We start from the raw sequence: 14,983 nt of genomic DNA on the forward strand, positions 1-14,983 counted from the left end.
ACACGTCAAGGGGAACCCGATGAAACGTCGCAGTCTGTTGAAGTTCGGTTCGATGGCCGGCGCACTCGCGCTCGCGGGCAAGAGCCCGTTCGTACACGCGGCCGACGCGGGCACCGGCCCGATCAAGGTCGGCATCCTGCACTCGCTGTCGGGCACGATGGCGATCTCGGAGACGTCGCTGAAGGATACCGCGCTGATGACGATCGCCGACATCAACAAGAGCGGCGGCGTGATGGGCCGCAAGCTCGAGCCCGTGGTGGTCGATCCCGCGTCGAACTGGCCGCTGTTCGCGGAGAAGGCGCGTCAGCTGCTCACGCAGGACAAGGTCGCGTGCGTGTTCGGCTGCTGGACGTCGGTGTCGCGCAAATCGGTGCTGCCGGTGTTCGAGGAACTGAACGGGCTGCTCTACTACCCGGTGCAGTACGAAGGCGAGGAAATGTCGCGCAACGTGTTCTACACGGGCGCGGCGCCCAACCAGCAGGCGATCCCGGCCGTCGAGTACCTGATGAGCGCGGAAGGCGGCGGTGCGAAGCGCTTCTTCCTGCTCGGTACCGACTACGTGTATCCGCGCACGACCAACAAGATCCTGCGCGCGTTCCTGAAATCGAAGGGCGTGAAGGACGCGGATATTCAGGAGGTCTACACGCCGTTCGGCCATAGCGACTATCAGACCATCGTCGCGAACATCAAGAACTTCTCGCAGGGCGGCAAGACGACCGTGATCTCGACGATCAACGGCGACTCGAACGTGCCGTTCTACAAGGAGCTCGGCAACCAGGGGATCAAGGCGACCGACGTGCCGGTCGTCGCGTTCTCGGTCGGCGAGGAAGAGCTGCGCGGGATCGACACGAAGCCGCTCGTCGGCCACCTCGCCGCGTGGAATTACTTCATGTCGGTGAAGAACCCGACCAACACGAAGTTCAAGGACCAGTTCGCCGCGTGGGTGAAGGCGAACAACCTGCCGGGCGGCGCGAAGCGCGTGACCAACGACCCGATGGAAGCGACCTACGTCGGCATCCACATGTGGAAGCAGGCCGTCGAGAAGGCGAAGAGCACCGACGTCGACAAGGTGCGCGTCGCGATGATCGGCCAGACCGTCGCCGCGCCGTCGGGCTTCACGCTCGCGATGGACGGCAACCATCACCTGCACAAGCCGGTGATGATCGGCGAAATTCGCGGCGACGGGCAGTTCAACGTGGTGTGGAAGACCAAGACCGCGGTGCGCGCGCAACCGTGGAGCCCGTTCATCGCGGGCAACCAGGGCAAGCCGGACATCGTCACGTCGATCCCGGCCTTCCTGCGCCGGCAGCGCGCGGCGCTCGCCTGATGCAGGGCGGTACGTCGCGTATCACGCGCGACGTACCGCTCGCACGCCGATGCCGAACCCGCTGCGCGGGCCGCGCTCGCCGTGATGAACCGCACGCGCCCGCGCATCGCCGCACGCATCCGCTTTCCCACGCCCGACAGGATTTCCCGATGCCTACACGCTTTCGCCGAGCCGCCGTCGCGATCGTCGCGTGCGCCGCCCTCGCGGGCGGGCTGCCGCACGCCGCGTTCGCGCTGACGGCTACCGATACCGCAGCGCTCGCCGGCGACGACTTCGACGCGAAGACGGCCGCGATCGAACGGCTCGCCGCCGACTCCGATCCGCGCGCCGTCGCGGTGCTCAACGCACTGTCGACCGGCGACGCGCTCGCGACCGGTGACGGCCGCCTGCTGATCCAGACCGGCGACACCGCGCACGATGCGCTCACGCAGGCCGCGACGCCGGCCGGCGACGCGCAGCCCGTGATGCTGAACAACCTGCTGCGCACGAAGATCACGGGCGCGCTGTCGGGGCTCGCGCTCGCGTCGCCCGACGTCGCCGCCCGCCGCGACGCGATCGATGCGCTACTGAAATCACCCGATCCGGCGCTCAAGCCGATGATCGACCGCGCGCGTGCAAAGGAAACCGATCCCGCGCTGAAGCGCCGCCTCGACGCGTTGTGGGCGATCGCCGCGCTGCACGATGCCGATCCGGCGAAGCGTCTCGAAGCCGTGCAGGTGGTGGCCGCGCGCCACGATCTCGACATGATCGAACAGCTGCGCCCGCTCGTCGCGAAGAACGCCGACAGCAGCTACGCGGAGCCCGATACACGCGTGCGCGACGCCGCGCAGCAAGGTCTCGACGCACTGCATTCGCTGCAGCGCCGCGGCGAAATTGTCGGCACGCTGTTCGCCGGACTGTCGCTCGGCAGCGTGCTGCTGCTCGCCGCGCTTGGCCTCGCGATCACGTACGGGCTGATCGGCGTGATCAACATGGCGCACGGCGAATTCCTGATGATCGGTGCGTACGCAACCTATGTCGTGCAGACGCTGATCCAGCGCTATGCGCCCGGTGCGTTCGACTGGTATCCGCTCGTCGCGGTGCCGGTGTCGTTCGTGACGGCCGCGCTCGTCGGGATCGTGCTCGAACGGCTCGTGCTGCGGCACCTGTACGGCCGCCCGCTCGAAACGTTGCTCGCCACCTTCGGCGTGAGCCTGATCCTGATCCAGGCGACGCGGATGCTGTTCGGCGCGCAGAACGTACAGGTCGTGAACCCGTCGTGGATGAGCGGCGGCGTGACCGTGATGCAGAACCTGATCCTGCCGTACAACCGGCTCGCGATCCTCGCCTTCGCTCTCGCAGTCGTATTCGTCGCATGGGCCGTGCTGACGAAGACGCGGCTCGGCCTCTTCGTGCGCGCCGTCACGCAGAACCGCCGGATGGCCGCGTGCGTCGGCGTGAAGACCGCGCGCGTCGACGCGTATGCATTCGCGTTCGGCGCGGGCATCGCGGGCCTCGGCGGCTGCGCGCTGTCGCAGATCGGCAACGTGGGCCCCGACCTCGGCCAGAACTACATCATCGATTCGTTCATGGCGGTCGTGCTCGGCGGCGTCGGGCAAATCGCCGGCACCGTGCTCGGCGGCTTCGGGCTCGGCCTCGCGAGCAAGGCGATCGAGCCGTTCTGGGGCGCCGTGCTCGCGAAGATCGCGGTGCTGGTGATGATCGTGCTGTTCATCCAGAAACGTCCGCAGGGCATGTTCGCCCCGAAGGGCCGCAGTGCGGAGGCTTGACGTGACTTCATTCACTCACTCGTTGCCCAACCCGGCCGCCGATGCGCCGACGCCCGCTGCCGCCGCACGCGCGGAAGAGCGCTTCGCACTTGGCCTGCCGCCCCGCCCCGCGCTGCTGTCGCGGCGCGCATGGCTCGCGCTGATCGCGCTGTGCATCGCAATCGGCATCGGCGTGCCGCTCGCCGCGCTCGTCGCGCCCGAGTCGAGCGCGTTCCATCTGTCCGCGTACGCGATGACGCTCACCGGCAAGCTGATGTGCTACGCGATCGCCGCGCTCGCGCTCGATCTCGTCTGGGGCTACTGCGGGATCCTGAGCCTCGGCCACGGGCTGTTCTTCGCGCTCGGCGGCTATGCGATCGGCATGTACCTGATGCGCGAGATCGGCCGCGACGGCAAGTACGGCAGCGACCTGCCCGACTTCATGGTGTTCCTCGACTGGCACCAGTTGCCGTGGTACTGGAGCGGCACGCAGCATCTCGCGTGGGCGCTCGCGCTCGTCGTGCTCGTACCGGCCGTGCTCGCATGGGTGTTCGGCTTCTTCACGTTCCGCTCGCGCGTGAAGGGCGTGTACCTGTCGATCATCACACAGGCCATGACGTTCGCCGCGATGCTGCTGTTCTATCGCAACGAGACAGGCTTCGGCGGCAACAACGGCTTCACCGACTTCAAGCGCATCGCGGGCTTCGCGATCACGTCGCCCGGCACCCGCACGGTGCTGTTGCTGCTGACGTTCGCGACGCTCGTGCTCGCGTTCATCGCCGCGCGCGCGATCGTCACCAGCAAGCTCGGGCGCGTCGTCACCGCGGTGCGCGACGGCGAGACGCGGCTGATGTTCCTCGGCTACAGCCCGCTCGCGTACAAGCTGTTCGTATGGACCGTGTCGGCCGTGCTGTGCGGCATCGCGGGCGCGCTGTACGTGCCGCAGGTCGGCATCATCAACCCCGGCGAGATGTCGCCCGGCAACTCGATCGAGATGGCGATCTGGGTCGCGGTGGGCGGGCGCGGCACGCTGATCGGGCCGATCGTCGGCGCGTTCGCGGTGAACGGCGCGAAGAGCCTGTTTACCGCGTACTTCGCCGAATACTGGCTGTTCTTCCTCGGCCTGATCTTCGTGCTCGTGCCGCTGCTGCTGCCGCGCGGGATCATGGGCCTCGTCGAAACCGTGCTCGCGAAGGGGAAACGCGCATGAACGGAACGGCCCTCTACCAATTCACGCCGCCGCCCGAGGACGAAGGGCTGGCCGTCAGCGGCACCGCGTCGATGGGGCGCGTGGTGCCGCCCGGCATCGACACGTCGCACGGCACGATTCTCTACCTCGAGGATATCGAGGTGAGCTTCGACGGCTTCCGCGCGCTGAAGAAGCTGTCGCTCGCGATCGACGCGGGCGAGCTGCGCTGCGTGATCGGCCCGAACGGCGCAGGCAAGACGACGATGATGGATGTGATCACCGGCAAGACACGCCCCGACGCGGGCAAGGTGTTTCTCGGGCAGACGATCGACCTCGCGCGGATGAACGAGCCCGAGATCGCACGCGCGGGCATCGGCCGCAAGTTCCAGAAGCCGACCGTGTTCGAACAGCATCCGGTGTGGGAGAACCTCGAACTCGCGATGCAGACCGACAAGGGCTGGCTCGCATCGCTGCGCGCGCGGCTCGACCGCACCGCGCAGGCGAAGATCGAGGAGACGCTCGCGCTGATCGGCCTCGAAAGCCAGGCCTTTCGCGCGGCAGGCGAACTGTCGCACGGGCAGAAGCAGCGGCTCGAGATCGGCATGCTGCTGATGCAGCGCCCCGCGCTGCTGCTGCTCGACGAGCCCGCGGCCGGCATGACCGACCACGAGACGATGGAACTCGCCGAGCTGCTGAACACGTTGCGCGGCACCTGTTCGATGATGGTCGTCGAGCACGACATGGAATTCGTCGCGGCGCTCGCGGGCGACACCGGCCGCGTGACGGTGATGGCCGAAGGCGCGGTGCTCGCGCAAGGCACGCTCGACCAGGTCAAGCGCGACGACGCGGTGATCGAGTCTTACCTTGGACGATGATGCGATGCTGAAGATCGATGCACTGAACCAGTACTACGGCGGCAGCCACATCCTGCGCAACGTGAGCCTCGCCGCCGACGACGGCAAGCTCACCGTGCTGCTCGGCCGCAACGGCGTCGGCAAGAGCACGCTGCTGCGCTGCCTGATGGGCGTCGTCGCCGCGAAGAGCGGCAGCGTGTCGTGGCGCGGCACGGCGCTCGGCGCGATGCCGCCGTATGCGCGCGTCGCGGCCGGGCTCGCCTACGTGCCGCAGGGCCGCGACATCTTTCCGCGGCTGACCGTCGAGGAGAACCTGCTCGTCGGCGCGGCGAGCCGCAAGGCGCCGTCGAAGGTGCCCGACCGCATCTACGACCTGTTCCCGGTGCTGAAGGACATGCGCGCGCGACGCGGCGGCGACCTGTCGGGCGGCCAGCAGCAGCAACTCGCGATCGGCCGCGCACTGATGAGCGAACCGCAGTTGCTGATCCTCGACGAGCCGACCGAAGGCATTCAGCCGTCGATCATCCAGGACATCGGCCGCACGCTGCGCCAGCTCGTCGACGAATCGAAGATGACCGTGCTGCTCGTCGAGCAGTATTACGACTTCGCCCAATCGATCGCCGACCGCTACTGGGTAATGAGCCGCGGCGAGATCGTCGCGGGCGGCGACGCGCACGAGATGGAAGCGAACGGCGTGCGCGAGCTGATCGCGGTGTAGCGGGACAGGCGGCTCGGGGCGGCGTCGCTTCCGGCCATCGATCCGGCACCTCGCCGATCAGCGCATGTTGGGTTCACACCGGCGTCAGCGGTACGGTCCGAGACCCGGCGTTGCCACGTCCTGGAACGCGGGTATCGAAGCGTATATTGTTGCGGTAGCATCCTCGTTCTACGCGCTCGCCCCCTGTTTCCCGCCGATGTCCGCCCCAGATTCCCATGCCCCGCTGTCCCGCCCTGCCGCCGCCAAGTCGTGGCGCGGCCGCCTCGAACTCGGCTTCGAGCGGCACGGCGCGCGCACGACGCTCGCGCACCGGCTCCACGACGGCCCGCTGCGCGTGCAGCGGCCGCTGTATCCGGAAGGCGACGCGATCTGCCACGCGGTGATCGTTCACCCGCCGGGCGGCGTCGCGGGCGGCGACCGGCTCGACATCGACATCGCGCTCGGCGACGACACGCACGCGGTGCTGACGACGCCCGGCGCGACCAAGTGGTACAAGTCGAACGGACTGGACGCGACACAGCGCATCGGCATCACGGTCGGCGAGCACGCGAAGCTCGACTGGCTGCCGCAGAACAACCTGTTCTTCGACTCGGCGCATGCTTCGCTCGATTTCACGGTCAAGCTCGGCGCGGGCGCCAGCGCGATCGGCTGGGACGCGTCTCAGCTCGGTCGACAGGCGGCCGGCGAAACCTGGTCGGCGGGCCGCATCGCGTCGACTTCGGCGCTCGTCTATGCCGACGGCCGGCCGCTGTGGACCGAACGCGCGCTGCTCGATGCACACGACCCGCTGCGCGGCGCGCTGCAGGGTCTCGCCGGTTTTCCCGCGTACGGCACGCTGTGGGCCGCCGGCGCCGCGTGCGACGCCGGGCTCGCCGAATCGCTCGCCGCGCGGATGCCGTTCGATGGCACGCTACGCGCGGGCGCGACCTGCGTGACGCCGGGCGTCGTGCTGGTTCGCGCGCTGTCGACGTCGATGGAAGCGCTGCAACGGCACTTCACCGAGTGCTGGCTGCATCTGCGGCCGATCGTGCACGCCGTCGACGCACGGCCGCTGCGCCTCTGGCAAACCTGAGCGCGGCCGCGCCACGCACCGTTTCGGCGCAGCGTCGCGGCGGCCGCTGCACGCTGTCCATGCATTCCGCACCACGATTGCGCATCGCGCTGCGTTTCATGCACATGGCACGCGCCTTGCTCCTTACATAACCGATACACGACGCACGCAAAACAGCGCGGTGCTACGATGAACCGCGCGTTCACCCCGTTGCGCACGCACCGATAAAAATTACGTTTTCCTGAACGTTTTCCTTCATGAAACTGACTCCCCGCGAGAAGGACAAGCTGCTGATCTTCACGGCGGCGCTGCTGGCCGAGCGCCGTCGCGCACGCGGCCTGAAGCTCAATTATCCCGAGGCGGTCGCCTTCATCACCGCCGCGCTGATGGAAGCCGCGCGCGACGGCAAGACGGTCGCCGAAGTGATGCATTACGGCACGACGCTGCTCACGCGCGACGACGTGATGGACGGCGTGCCGGAGATGATCCCCGACATCCAGGTCGAGGCGACCTTCCCCGACGGCACGAAGCTCGTGACCGTCCATCACCCGATTCCGTGAGGCCCCGCATGATCCCCGGCGAAATCCTCACCGACGACGGCGAACACGAACTGAACGCGGGCCGCGCGACGCTGACGCTCGTCGTCGCGAACACCGGCGACCGCCCGGTGCAGGTCGGCTCGCACTACCACTTCTTCGAAGTCAACGACGCGCTGTCGTTCGATCGCGCGGCCGCACGCGGCTTCCGGCTCAACATCGCGGCCGGCACGGCCGTGCGCTTCGAGCCGGGCCAGACACGCACCGTCGAGCTCGTCGAGCTGGCCGGCGAACGCGCCGTCTACGGTTTTCAGGGCAAGGTGATGGGGCCGCTGTAAGCCGCGCCCCGCTCTTCAGGAACAGCAACATGACACTACGCTTGAGCCGCCGCGCGTACGCGGAAATGTTCGGGCCGACGACGGGCGACCGCGTCCGGCTCGCCGATACCGAACTGCTGATCGAGATCGAACGCGACTACACGACCTACGGCGAGGAAGTGAAATTCGGCGGCGGGAAAGTGATCCGCGACGGGATGGGCCAGTCGCAGCGCGTGGCTGCCGACGTGCCCGACACGATCATCACGAACGCGGTGATCCTCGATCACTGGGGCATCGTGAAGGCCGACATTGCGATCAAGCACGGCCGCATCGCCGCGATCGGCAAGGCCGGCAACCCCGACATTCAACCGGGCGTGACGATCGCGATCGGCGCGGCGACCGAAGTGATCGCCGGCGAAGGACTGATCGTGACGGCCGGCGGCATCGACACGCACATCCACTTCATCAGCCCGCAGCAGATCGACGAGGCGCTCGCGTCGGGCGTCACGACGATGCTCGGCGGCGGCACGGGGCCGGCCACCGGCACCAACGCGACGACCTGCACGCCGGGCCCGTGGCACATGGAGCGGATGCTGCAGGCCGCCGACGGCTGGCCGATCAACCTCGGCTTCCTCGGCAAGGGCAATGCGAGCCTGCCGCAGCCGCTCGTCGAGCAGATCGCGGCCGGCGCGATCGGGCTGAAGCTGCACGAGGACTGGGGCACGACGCCCGCGGCGATCGACAACTGTCTGTCCGTCGCCGACGACACCGACACGCAGGTCGCGATCCACACCGATACGCTGAACGAAGGCGGCTTCGTCGAATCGACGGTCGCCGCGTTCAAGGGCCGCACGATCCACACGTACCACACCGAAGGCGCGGGCGGCGGCCATGCGCCGGACATCCTGAAGGTGTGCGGCGAGATGAACGTGCTGCCGTCGTCGACCAACCCGACGCGTCCGTACACGATCAACACGCTCGACGAGCACCTCGACATGCTGATGGTGTGCCATCACCTCGATCCGTCGATCGCCGAGGATCTCGCGTTCGCCGAATCGCGCATTCGCCGGGAGACGATCGCGGCCGAGGACATCCTGCACGATCTCGGCGCGCTGTCGATGCTGTCGTCCGATTCGCAGGCGATGGGCCGCGTCGGCGAAGTGATCATCCGCACCTGGCAGACCGCGCACAAGATGAAGGTGCAGCGCGGCGCACTGCCGGAAGACAGCACGCGCAACGACAACTTCCGCGCGAAGCGCTACGTCGCGAAGTACACGATCAACCCGGCGCTCACGCACGGCATCGCGCATGAAGTCGGCTCGATCGAGCCGGGCAAGTGGGCCGACCTCGTGCTGTGGGAACCCGCGTTCTTCGGGATCAAGCCGTCGATGATCCTGAAGGGCGGGATGATCGCGATGGCGCAGATGGGCGACCCGAACGCGTCGATCCCGACGCCGCAGCCGGTCCACTATCGCGAGATGTTCGCCACCCGCGGCGGTGCGCTCGCGCGCACGTCGCTGACCTTCGTGTCGCAGATGGCCGCCGATGCGGGCATCGCGGAACGCTACGGGCTCGCAAAGCGGATTGTGCCGGTGCGCAACTGCCGCAACGTGACGAAGGCCGACATGATCCACAACGCGTGGCGCCCGTCGATCAGCGTCGACCCCGAAACGTACGACGTGATCGCCGACGGCCAGTTGCTCACCTGCGAACCGGCCACGGTGCTGCCGATGGCGCAGCGCTATTTCCTGTTCTGATCCGATTGCCGGTTTTCGATTCATGCGCACCCTCGACAAACGCATTGCCCCGAACGTGAAACTCGCCGCGTCGCTCGTCGCGCGCGCGCCGACGCTCACGCTCGCCTACGACGCCCGCTGCAAGAGCCGCCTCGCGGCGACGCTCGACACCGGCGAGGACGTCGCGGTCCTGCTGCCGCGCGGCACGATCCTGCGCGACGGCGACGTGCTCGTCGCCGACGACGGCGCACTCGTGCGCATTGCCGCGGCACCCGAGACCGTGCTGCGCGTGAGCGCGGCCGATCCGCTCACGCTGATGCGCGCGGCGTACCACCTCGGCAACCGTCACACGCCAGTCGAGATAGGCGACGGCTACCTGAAGCTCGAAGCCGACCCGGTGCTCGCGGACATGCTGCGCCGCCTCGGCACGCAGGTCGAGGAGACCCTCGCACCGTTCCAGCCGGAAGCCGGCGCGTACGGCGGCGGCCACAAGCACGGGCACGATGCGACGTTCGCCGAGGATTACGCACTCGCGCAGCAGGTGTTCGGCGAGCATCACGGCCATTCGCATTCGCATTCGCACGATCACGATCACGATCACGATCACGATCATCAACATGGTCCCGGCTGCACGCACGGCCACCACGGCCATGACCACCACTGAACTCGTCGCGCTGCTGCACCTCGCGTCGCCGGCGCTGCCGATCGGCGCGTTCAGCTATTCGCAGGGGCTCGAAGCGGCGCTCGACGCGAACCTGATCCACGACGCGGATACCGCGCGCGACTGGATCGCGAGCGGCCTGACCGACGTGCTCGCGCACGGCGAGCTGCCGTTCCTCGCTCACCAGCTCGCGCGCTGGCACGCGCACGACGCGTCGGCGCTCGCCGCCGAGAACGCGTGGTTCATCGCGAGCCGCGAATCGGCGGAACTGCGCCGCGAGACCGAACAGATGGGCTGGTCGCTCGCGCAGCTCTGCGCGTCGCTCGAATGGGGCGATGCCGCGCGCCGCGCGACGCTCGCGGCGATTGCGCCGATCGCGCTGCCCACCGCATTCGCATACGCGGCCACCGCGCACGACGCAAGCGCCGATGCCGTGCTCGCCGCTTATGCATTCGGCTGGGTCGAGAACCAGACGTCCGCCGCGCTGAAGGCCGTGCCGCTCGGCCAGCTCGCCGGGCAACGCATCATCGTCGCGCTGCGCGGTGCGATCGACGCGGCCGTGCGCCGCGCGCTCGCGACGCCGCCCGATGCCGTCAACACGTTCGCGCCGCAGCTCGGCATCCTGTCCGCGCGGCACGAAACCCAGTATTCGCGGTTGTTCCGCTCCTGAACCCGACGCTACCCGCCATGAACGCACCTGCTCCCTCCTCCGCCCGCCGCACGAAGAAACTGCCGCCGCTGCGCGTCGGCATCGGCGGCCCCGTCGGCTCCGGCAAGACCACGCTGCTCGAAATGCTGTGCAAGGCGATGCGCGACAAATACGACCTCGTCGCGATCACCAACGACATCTATACGAAGGAGGACCAGCGGTTGCTGACGGTCGCGGGCGCGCTGCCCGAGGAACGCATCATGGGCGTCGAGACGGGCGGCTGCCCGCACACGGCGATTCGCGAGGACGCGTCGATCAACCTCGAAGCCGTCGACCGGATGCTGTCGCGCTTTCCCGATGCCGACATCGTGTTCATCGAATCGGGCGGCGACAATCTCGCGGCGACCTTCAGCCCCGAGTTGTCGGACCTGACGATCTACGTGATCGACGTCGCGGGCGGCGAGAAGATTCCGCGCAAGGGCGGCCCCGGCATCACGAAGTCCGACCTGCTCGTGATCAACAAGACGGATCTCGCGCCGCTGGTCGGCGCGAACCTCGACGTGATGGCGTCCGACACGAAGAAGATGCGCGGCGAGCGGCCTTACGTGATGACGAACCTGAAGGCGCTCGAAGGCGTCGCGGACGTGATCGCGTTCATCGAGAAGAAGGGTTTGCTGACGGTCTGAGCGGCGCAGCGGCGCCATACGGTGCCGCCGCGCATGCTCCCGGCGGCATGGCGCCGCCTTCGCCTAGTCGTCGGAAGGGTCCTGCGCGTCCTGCAGTGCGCGCACACCGCGTTCGGCGGGCGGTAGCAGCGCCGCGAGCACGTCGACCGTGCGCGCGGTCGCGCCGCGGTGACGCGACGCGAATGCGGCGCCGGCCGCGCCCATGGCGATACGCCGCGCCTTGTCGGCGAACAGCGCATCGAGCACGTGCGCGAGATCGAGCGGATCCTCGACCTGCAGCGCAGCGCCAGCCGCGACCGCGTCGGCGGTCGCCTGCGTGAAGTTGAACACGTGCTTGCCGATCAGCACGGGTACGCCGACCGCGCACGCTTCGATCAGGTTCTGGCCGCCGAGCGGCAACAGGCTGCCGCCGATGAACGCGATGTCGGCCGCCGCGTAATACGCGCCGAGCTCGCCCATCGAATCGCCGAGCAGCACCGTCACGTCATCCGGCAGCGGCTCGGCAGCCGGCCGGCCAGACGCGAGCGCGGCCTTGTCTGCCGCCCACACCGAGCGTCGCACGCACTTGAGCCCGCTGCGCTCGACGAGCGCCTCGACCTCGGCGAAACGCTGCGGATGACGCGGCACGAGCACCAGCAGCGCGCCTGGCGTGCGCATGGCCGCGAAGGCCTGCAGCACCAGCGCCTCCTCGTTCTCGCGCGTGCTCGCGGCCACCCATACGGGCCGCGTGCCGATCGCCTCGCGCCACGCATGGCCGCGCGCCGCGAGTTCCGGCGGCGTCGTCATGTCGAACTTCAGGTTGCCGAGCACGGTCACGTTGCGCGCACCGAGCGACGTCAGCCGCTCCGCATCGGCCGGGCTCTGCGCGAGCACGCACGAGAAGCCGCCGAACACGTCGTGCGTCGCCGCGCCGAACTTCGATGCACGCCGGAACGAACGCGCGGACATGCGCGCATTGGTCAGCACCAGCGGCACGTCCGCACGGTGGCACTCGTCGATCAGCGTCGGCCACACTTCGGTTTCCATCACGAGGCCGAGCGTCGGCCGCCACGCGCGCAGGAAACGCCGCACCGCGCCGGGCATGTCGTACGGCAAGTAGCAGCGCAGCACGCGATCGCCGAAGATCTGTTCGCCGGTCGCACGGCCGCTCGGCGTCATGTGCGTGAGCAGGATGCGCGCATCGGGTCGGGCGTGCATCAGCGCGTCGATCAGCGGCTGCGCCGCGCGCGTCTCGCCGACCGATACCGCATGCACCCAGATCAGCGGCGCACGGTCGTCGCGCGAGCGGCCCGCCACGTGGCCGAAGCGTTCGCCGATGTGCTCGCGATAGCCGCGCTCCTTGCGCGAGCGCACATAGAGCCGGATGACGGCGATCGGTGCGACGAGCCACCACAGCGCGCGATAGATCACCCTCAGCATGCGGCGACCCTCGTGTTGCAACGGAGAAGTGGCGCGCTCAAACCAGCGACCTGCCCGTCAGGCGTTCGAGGATGCCGAGCGGCGCGCATTCGCGGCGAACCATCGCGTCGACCGGCAGGAAGAAGGTCTGTTCGAGCATGAACTGGCCGGACATCACAGCGTGCGAAGTCTGATCGGAGAAACATATCCACACGCAGCCCGGCGGGAACGGCATCGTCTCCTGCGGGCTCGTCTTCTGGTAGTCGAGATCGGCCTTCATGCTGTCGTGCAGGTTCAGCATCAGGTGGTCGTACGCGCTGCGCGGCGACTTCGTCACGTGCAGCAGGTTCAGCAGCCACGCCGCGCCCGGCAACTGCGGCTTGATGTGCGGCAGGAAGCGCTTCGCGACGTCCTCGAACGGCTCGCCGACGCGCCACACGCGCGGCACGCCGGCCGGGTTCACGTTCGTGAACACGCGCAGGATGCGCTCGCCGTAGTTGGGCCGCGACGGGAACGCGTCGACGTGCAGCCGGCTGTCGTCCTTGCGCCACGACGTCTGGCGCGTCTCGACCTGCATCAGCCGCAGGCTCGTCGGGGCGACGCGCAGCTTGCCGCGGTATTCGGGAAAAAGGCCGTCGACGAGCGTGCCGGCCTGCTGCTGGAAGCGCGCGACGAGCGCGCGCACCGCCGACTGCGTGACGCTGTCGCCGAGCACGCCGGCGAGCGCGCCGCCGTTCGGCGCGAGGCTGATGTTCTTGCGTTTCGGGTCGGCGAGCGCCGGATCGAGCAGCGCTTCCTCGCCGCCTTCGATCGCGAAGCGCAGGTGCGGGAAATACAGCACCTTGCCTTCCTCGACAGCGGCCAGCAGCTGCTCGCGCGGCGCCGACAGGTTGTGTCCGCTCCAGTCGGCGGACGGGACTTCGATGATCTGGGATTCGCTCATGGTCGGTTCGCGTGGGTTCGCGCGTGTGTCAGCGTTACAGGAGACCGAAGTCCGCGAGCGCCGACTTCACCTGCGCGATCGACGGGGGTTGCCCCGCCGTGCCGAGATTGACGACGTTCGGCGACCAGTAGCCGCCGGTGCGCCAGGCCGTCGCGAAATTGTACAGTTCGACCGTCGGACGCTTCAGCGCGGCCGCGATGTGAACCAGACCTGTATCAACCCCGACGGTGGCGGCCGCGCCGTCGATCAGCCCGACCACGGCAGGCAGCGACAGCCGCGGCGGCACGATCGCCGCCGCACCGAATTCCTTCGCCAGCCGCTCGCTGGTCGCGCGCTCCGCGTCGTTGCCCCACGGCAGCACGAGCGACGCGCCGCGCCGCACGAGGGCCTGCCCGAGCTCGATCCATGCGGCGTCCGGCCATTGCTTGTCGGCACGCGACGTCGCATGGACGAACACCACGTACGGCACCGGCAGGTTCAGGCCGAGCGCGGCCACCGCGAGCGCCGCCGCGCGCGTATCGAGGCCGAAGTCGACCGGATCGGCCGGCGTCGGCGCCGGGTCGCCCAGCGCGGCCGCGACGAGTTGCCGCGAGCGCTCGACGACGTGCGTGCGCGGCGCGATCGGCACGCGCTTGCGATAGAAGAAGCGCACGGGCCACTCGTAGCCGGCGCCGTCGGTGCGGTTGCCGAGCCCGACGAGCGGGCCGCGCGCCCAGCTCGCGACCCAGGCCGTCTTGATGAGGCCCTGGCAGTCGATCACGAGGTCGTACTGCTCGGCCGCGAGGCGCTGGCGGAACGCGCGGATCTCGCGCCAGGTCGCGCCCGAGAACGGCTTCTTGCGCCAGCGGCGCAGCGAGAACGGCAGCACGTTGCGCACGCCGTCGACGAGCTTGACCAGGTCGACGAAGCTTTCCTCGACGAGCCAGTCGATCTGCGCATCGGGGTGGCGGCGCCGGATATCGGCGATCACCGGCATGTTGTGCACGACGTCGCCCAGCGACGACACGCGCACGATCAGGATCTTTTGCACGCTGAAAAAACGCCGGCAGGCAGCCGGCGACAGACATAAAGGGGGGATTTTATCCCGGCCGACGGGCCGGACAGACAAAAAGCGGCCGCGCGCCTGGGGCGCGCGCCGCTTTTCGGGGATGGCGCGACGATCGGACTCAC

Annotated in this window: 15 protein-coding genes; 12 read left to right on the forward strand and 3 right to left on the reverse strand. The window is 68.6% G+C overall.

Annotated elements, in window-relative coordinates; genetic code table 11:
• Positions 1-19 precede the first annotated feature (19 nt).
• From urtA to ureG, 12 genes are all read left to right on the forward strand, one after another.
• On the forward strand, positions 20-1,327 hold the full coding sequence (gene urtA / locus C5O79_RS03920) for an urea ABC transporter substrate-binding protein (protein ID WP_046545094.1): 1,308 nt from the start codon (positions 20-22) through the stop codon (positions 1,325-1,327).
• Positions 1,328-1,476: 149 nt separating this feature from the next.
• Positions 1,477-3,096, forward strand: coding sequence for an urea ABC transporter permease subunit UrtB (urtB, locus tag C5O79_RS03925; protein ID WP_122473647.1), 1,620 nt, complete (start codon positions 1,477-1,479; stop codon positions 3,094-3,096).
• Between the two features lies 1 nt (position 3,097).
• Positions 3,098-4,285: an urea ABC transporter permease subunit UrtC gene (gene urtC, locus C5O79_RS03930; RefSeq protein WP_122473646.1), complete on the forward strand. Its 1,188-nt coding sequence runs from the start codon at positions 3,098-3,100 to the stop codon at positions 4,283-4,285.
• The gene (urtD, locus tag C5O79_RS03935; protein ID WP_047850597.1) at positions 4,282-5,139 is read left to right on the forward strand and encodes an urea ABC transporter ATP-binding protein UrtD; all 858 of its coding nucleotides are present in this window, start codon (positions 4,282-4,284) and stop codon (positions 5,137-5,139) included. Before urtC ends, urtD begins: the two co-directional genes overlap by 4 nt.
• Before the next feature lie 4 nt (positions 5,140-5,143).
• Positions 5,144-5,836: an urea ABC transporter ATP-binding subunit UrtE gene (gene urtE / locus C5O79_RS03940; protein ID WP_047851116.1), complete on the forward strand. Its 693-nt coding sequence runs from the start codon at positions 5,144-5,146 to the stop codon at positions 5,834-5,836.
• 196 nt (positions 5,837-6,032) lie between these two features.
• On the forward strand, positions 6,033-6,908 hold the full coding sequence (locus C5O79_RS03945; RefSeq protein WP_131931177.1) for an urease accessory protein UreD: 876 nt from the start codon (positions 6,033-6,035) through the stop codon (positions 6,906-6,908).
• Between the two features lie 236 nt (positions 6,909-7,144).
• On the forward strand, positions 7,145-7,447 hold the full coding sequence (gene ureA, locus C5O79_RS03950; protein ID WP_006406310.1) for an urease subunit gamma: 303 nt from the start codon (positions 7,145-7,147) through the stop codon (positions 7,445-7,447).
• An 8-nt stretch (positions 7,448-7,455) separates the two neighbouring features.
• Positions 7,456-7,761 carry an urease subunit beta gene (locus C5O79_RS03955; protein ID WP_047850599.1) on the forward strand — a complete coding sequence of 102 codons (306 nt, stop codon included), beginning with the start codon at positions 7,456-7,458 and terminating at the stop codon, positions 7,759-7,761.
• 29 nt (positions 7,762-7,790) lie between these two features.
• On the forward strand, positions 7,791-9,497 hold the full coding sequence (gene ureC / locus C5O79_RS03960; RefSeq protein WP_039367766.1) for an urease subunit alpha: 1,707 nt from the start codon (positions 7,791-7,793) through the stop codon (positions 9,495-9,497).
• A gap of 22 nt (positions 9,498-9,519) precedes the next feature.
• Complete coding sequence (ureE, locus tag C5O79_RS03965; RefSeq protein ID WP_131931179.1) at positions 9,520-10,140, forward strand: urease accessory protein UreE; 621 nt, start codon at positions 9,520-9,522, stop codon at positions 10,138-10,140.
• The gene (locus C5O79_RS03970) at positions 10,127-10,807 is read left to right on the forward strand and encodes an urease accessory protein UreF (RefSeq protein WP_047851117.1); all 681 of its coding nucleotides are present in this window, start codon (positions 10,127-10,129) and stop codon (positions 10,805-10,807) included. Before ureE ends, C5O79_RS03970 begins: the two co-directional genes overlap by 14 nt.
• A gap of 17 nt (positions 10,808-10,824) precedes the next feature.
• Entirely contained in the window at positions 10,825-11,472 is a 648-nt protein-coding gene (gene ureG, locus C5O79_RS03975) for an urease accessory protein UreG (RefSeq protein ID WP_046196649.1), read from the forward strand.
• 63 nt (positions 11,473-11,535) lie between these two features.
• Here ureG and waaA read toward each other — a convergent pair whose 3' ends face one another.
• The 3 genes from waaA to waaC are packed head-to-tail and all read right to left on the reverse strand — an operon-like array spanning position 11,536 to position 14,843.
• Positions 11,536-12,891 carry a lipid IV(A) 3-deoxy-D-manno-octulosonic acid transferase gene (waaA, locus tag C5O79_RS03980; protein WP_131931181.1) on the reverse strand — a complete coding sequence of 452 codons (1,356 nt, stop codon included), beginning with the start codon at positions 12,889-12,891 and terminating at the stop codon, positions 11,536-11,538.
• Positions 12,892-12,928: 37 nt separating this feature from the next.
• Positions 12,929-13,813 carry a Kdo hydroxylase family protein gene (locus C5O79_RS03985; RefSeq protein WP_047850601.1) on the reverse strand — a complete coding sequence of 295 codons (885 nt, stop codon included), beginning with the start codon at positions 13,811-13,813 and terminating at the stop codon, positions 12,929-12,931.
• A gap of 34 nt (positions 13,814-13,847) precedes the next feature.
• Complete coding sequence (gene waaC, locus C5O79_RS03990) at positions 13,848-14,843, reverse strand: lipopolysaccharide heptosyltransferase I (protein WP_122473643.1); 996 nt, start codon at positions 14,841-14,843, stop codon at positions 13,848-13,850.
• Between the last annotated feature and the right edge of the window lie 140 nt (positions 14,844-14,983).

The sequence above is a fragment of the Burkholderia sp. SRS-25 genome, assembly GCF_004343765.1.
GTDB classification, from domain to species: Bacteria; Pseudomonadota; Gammaproteobacteria; order Burkholderiales; family Burkholderiaceae; genus Burkholderia; species Burkholderia contaminans.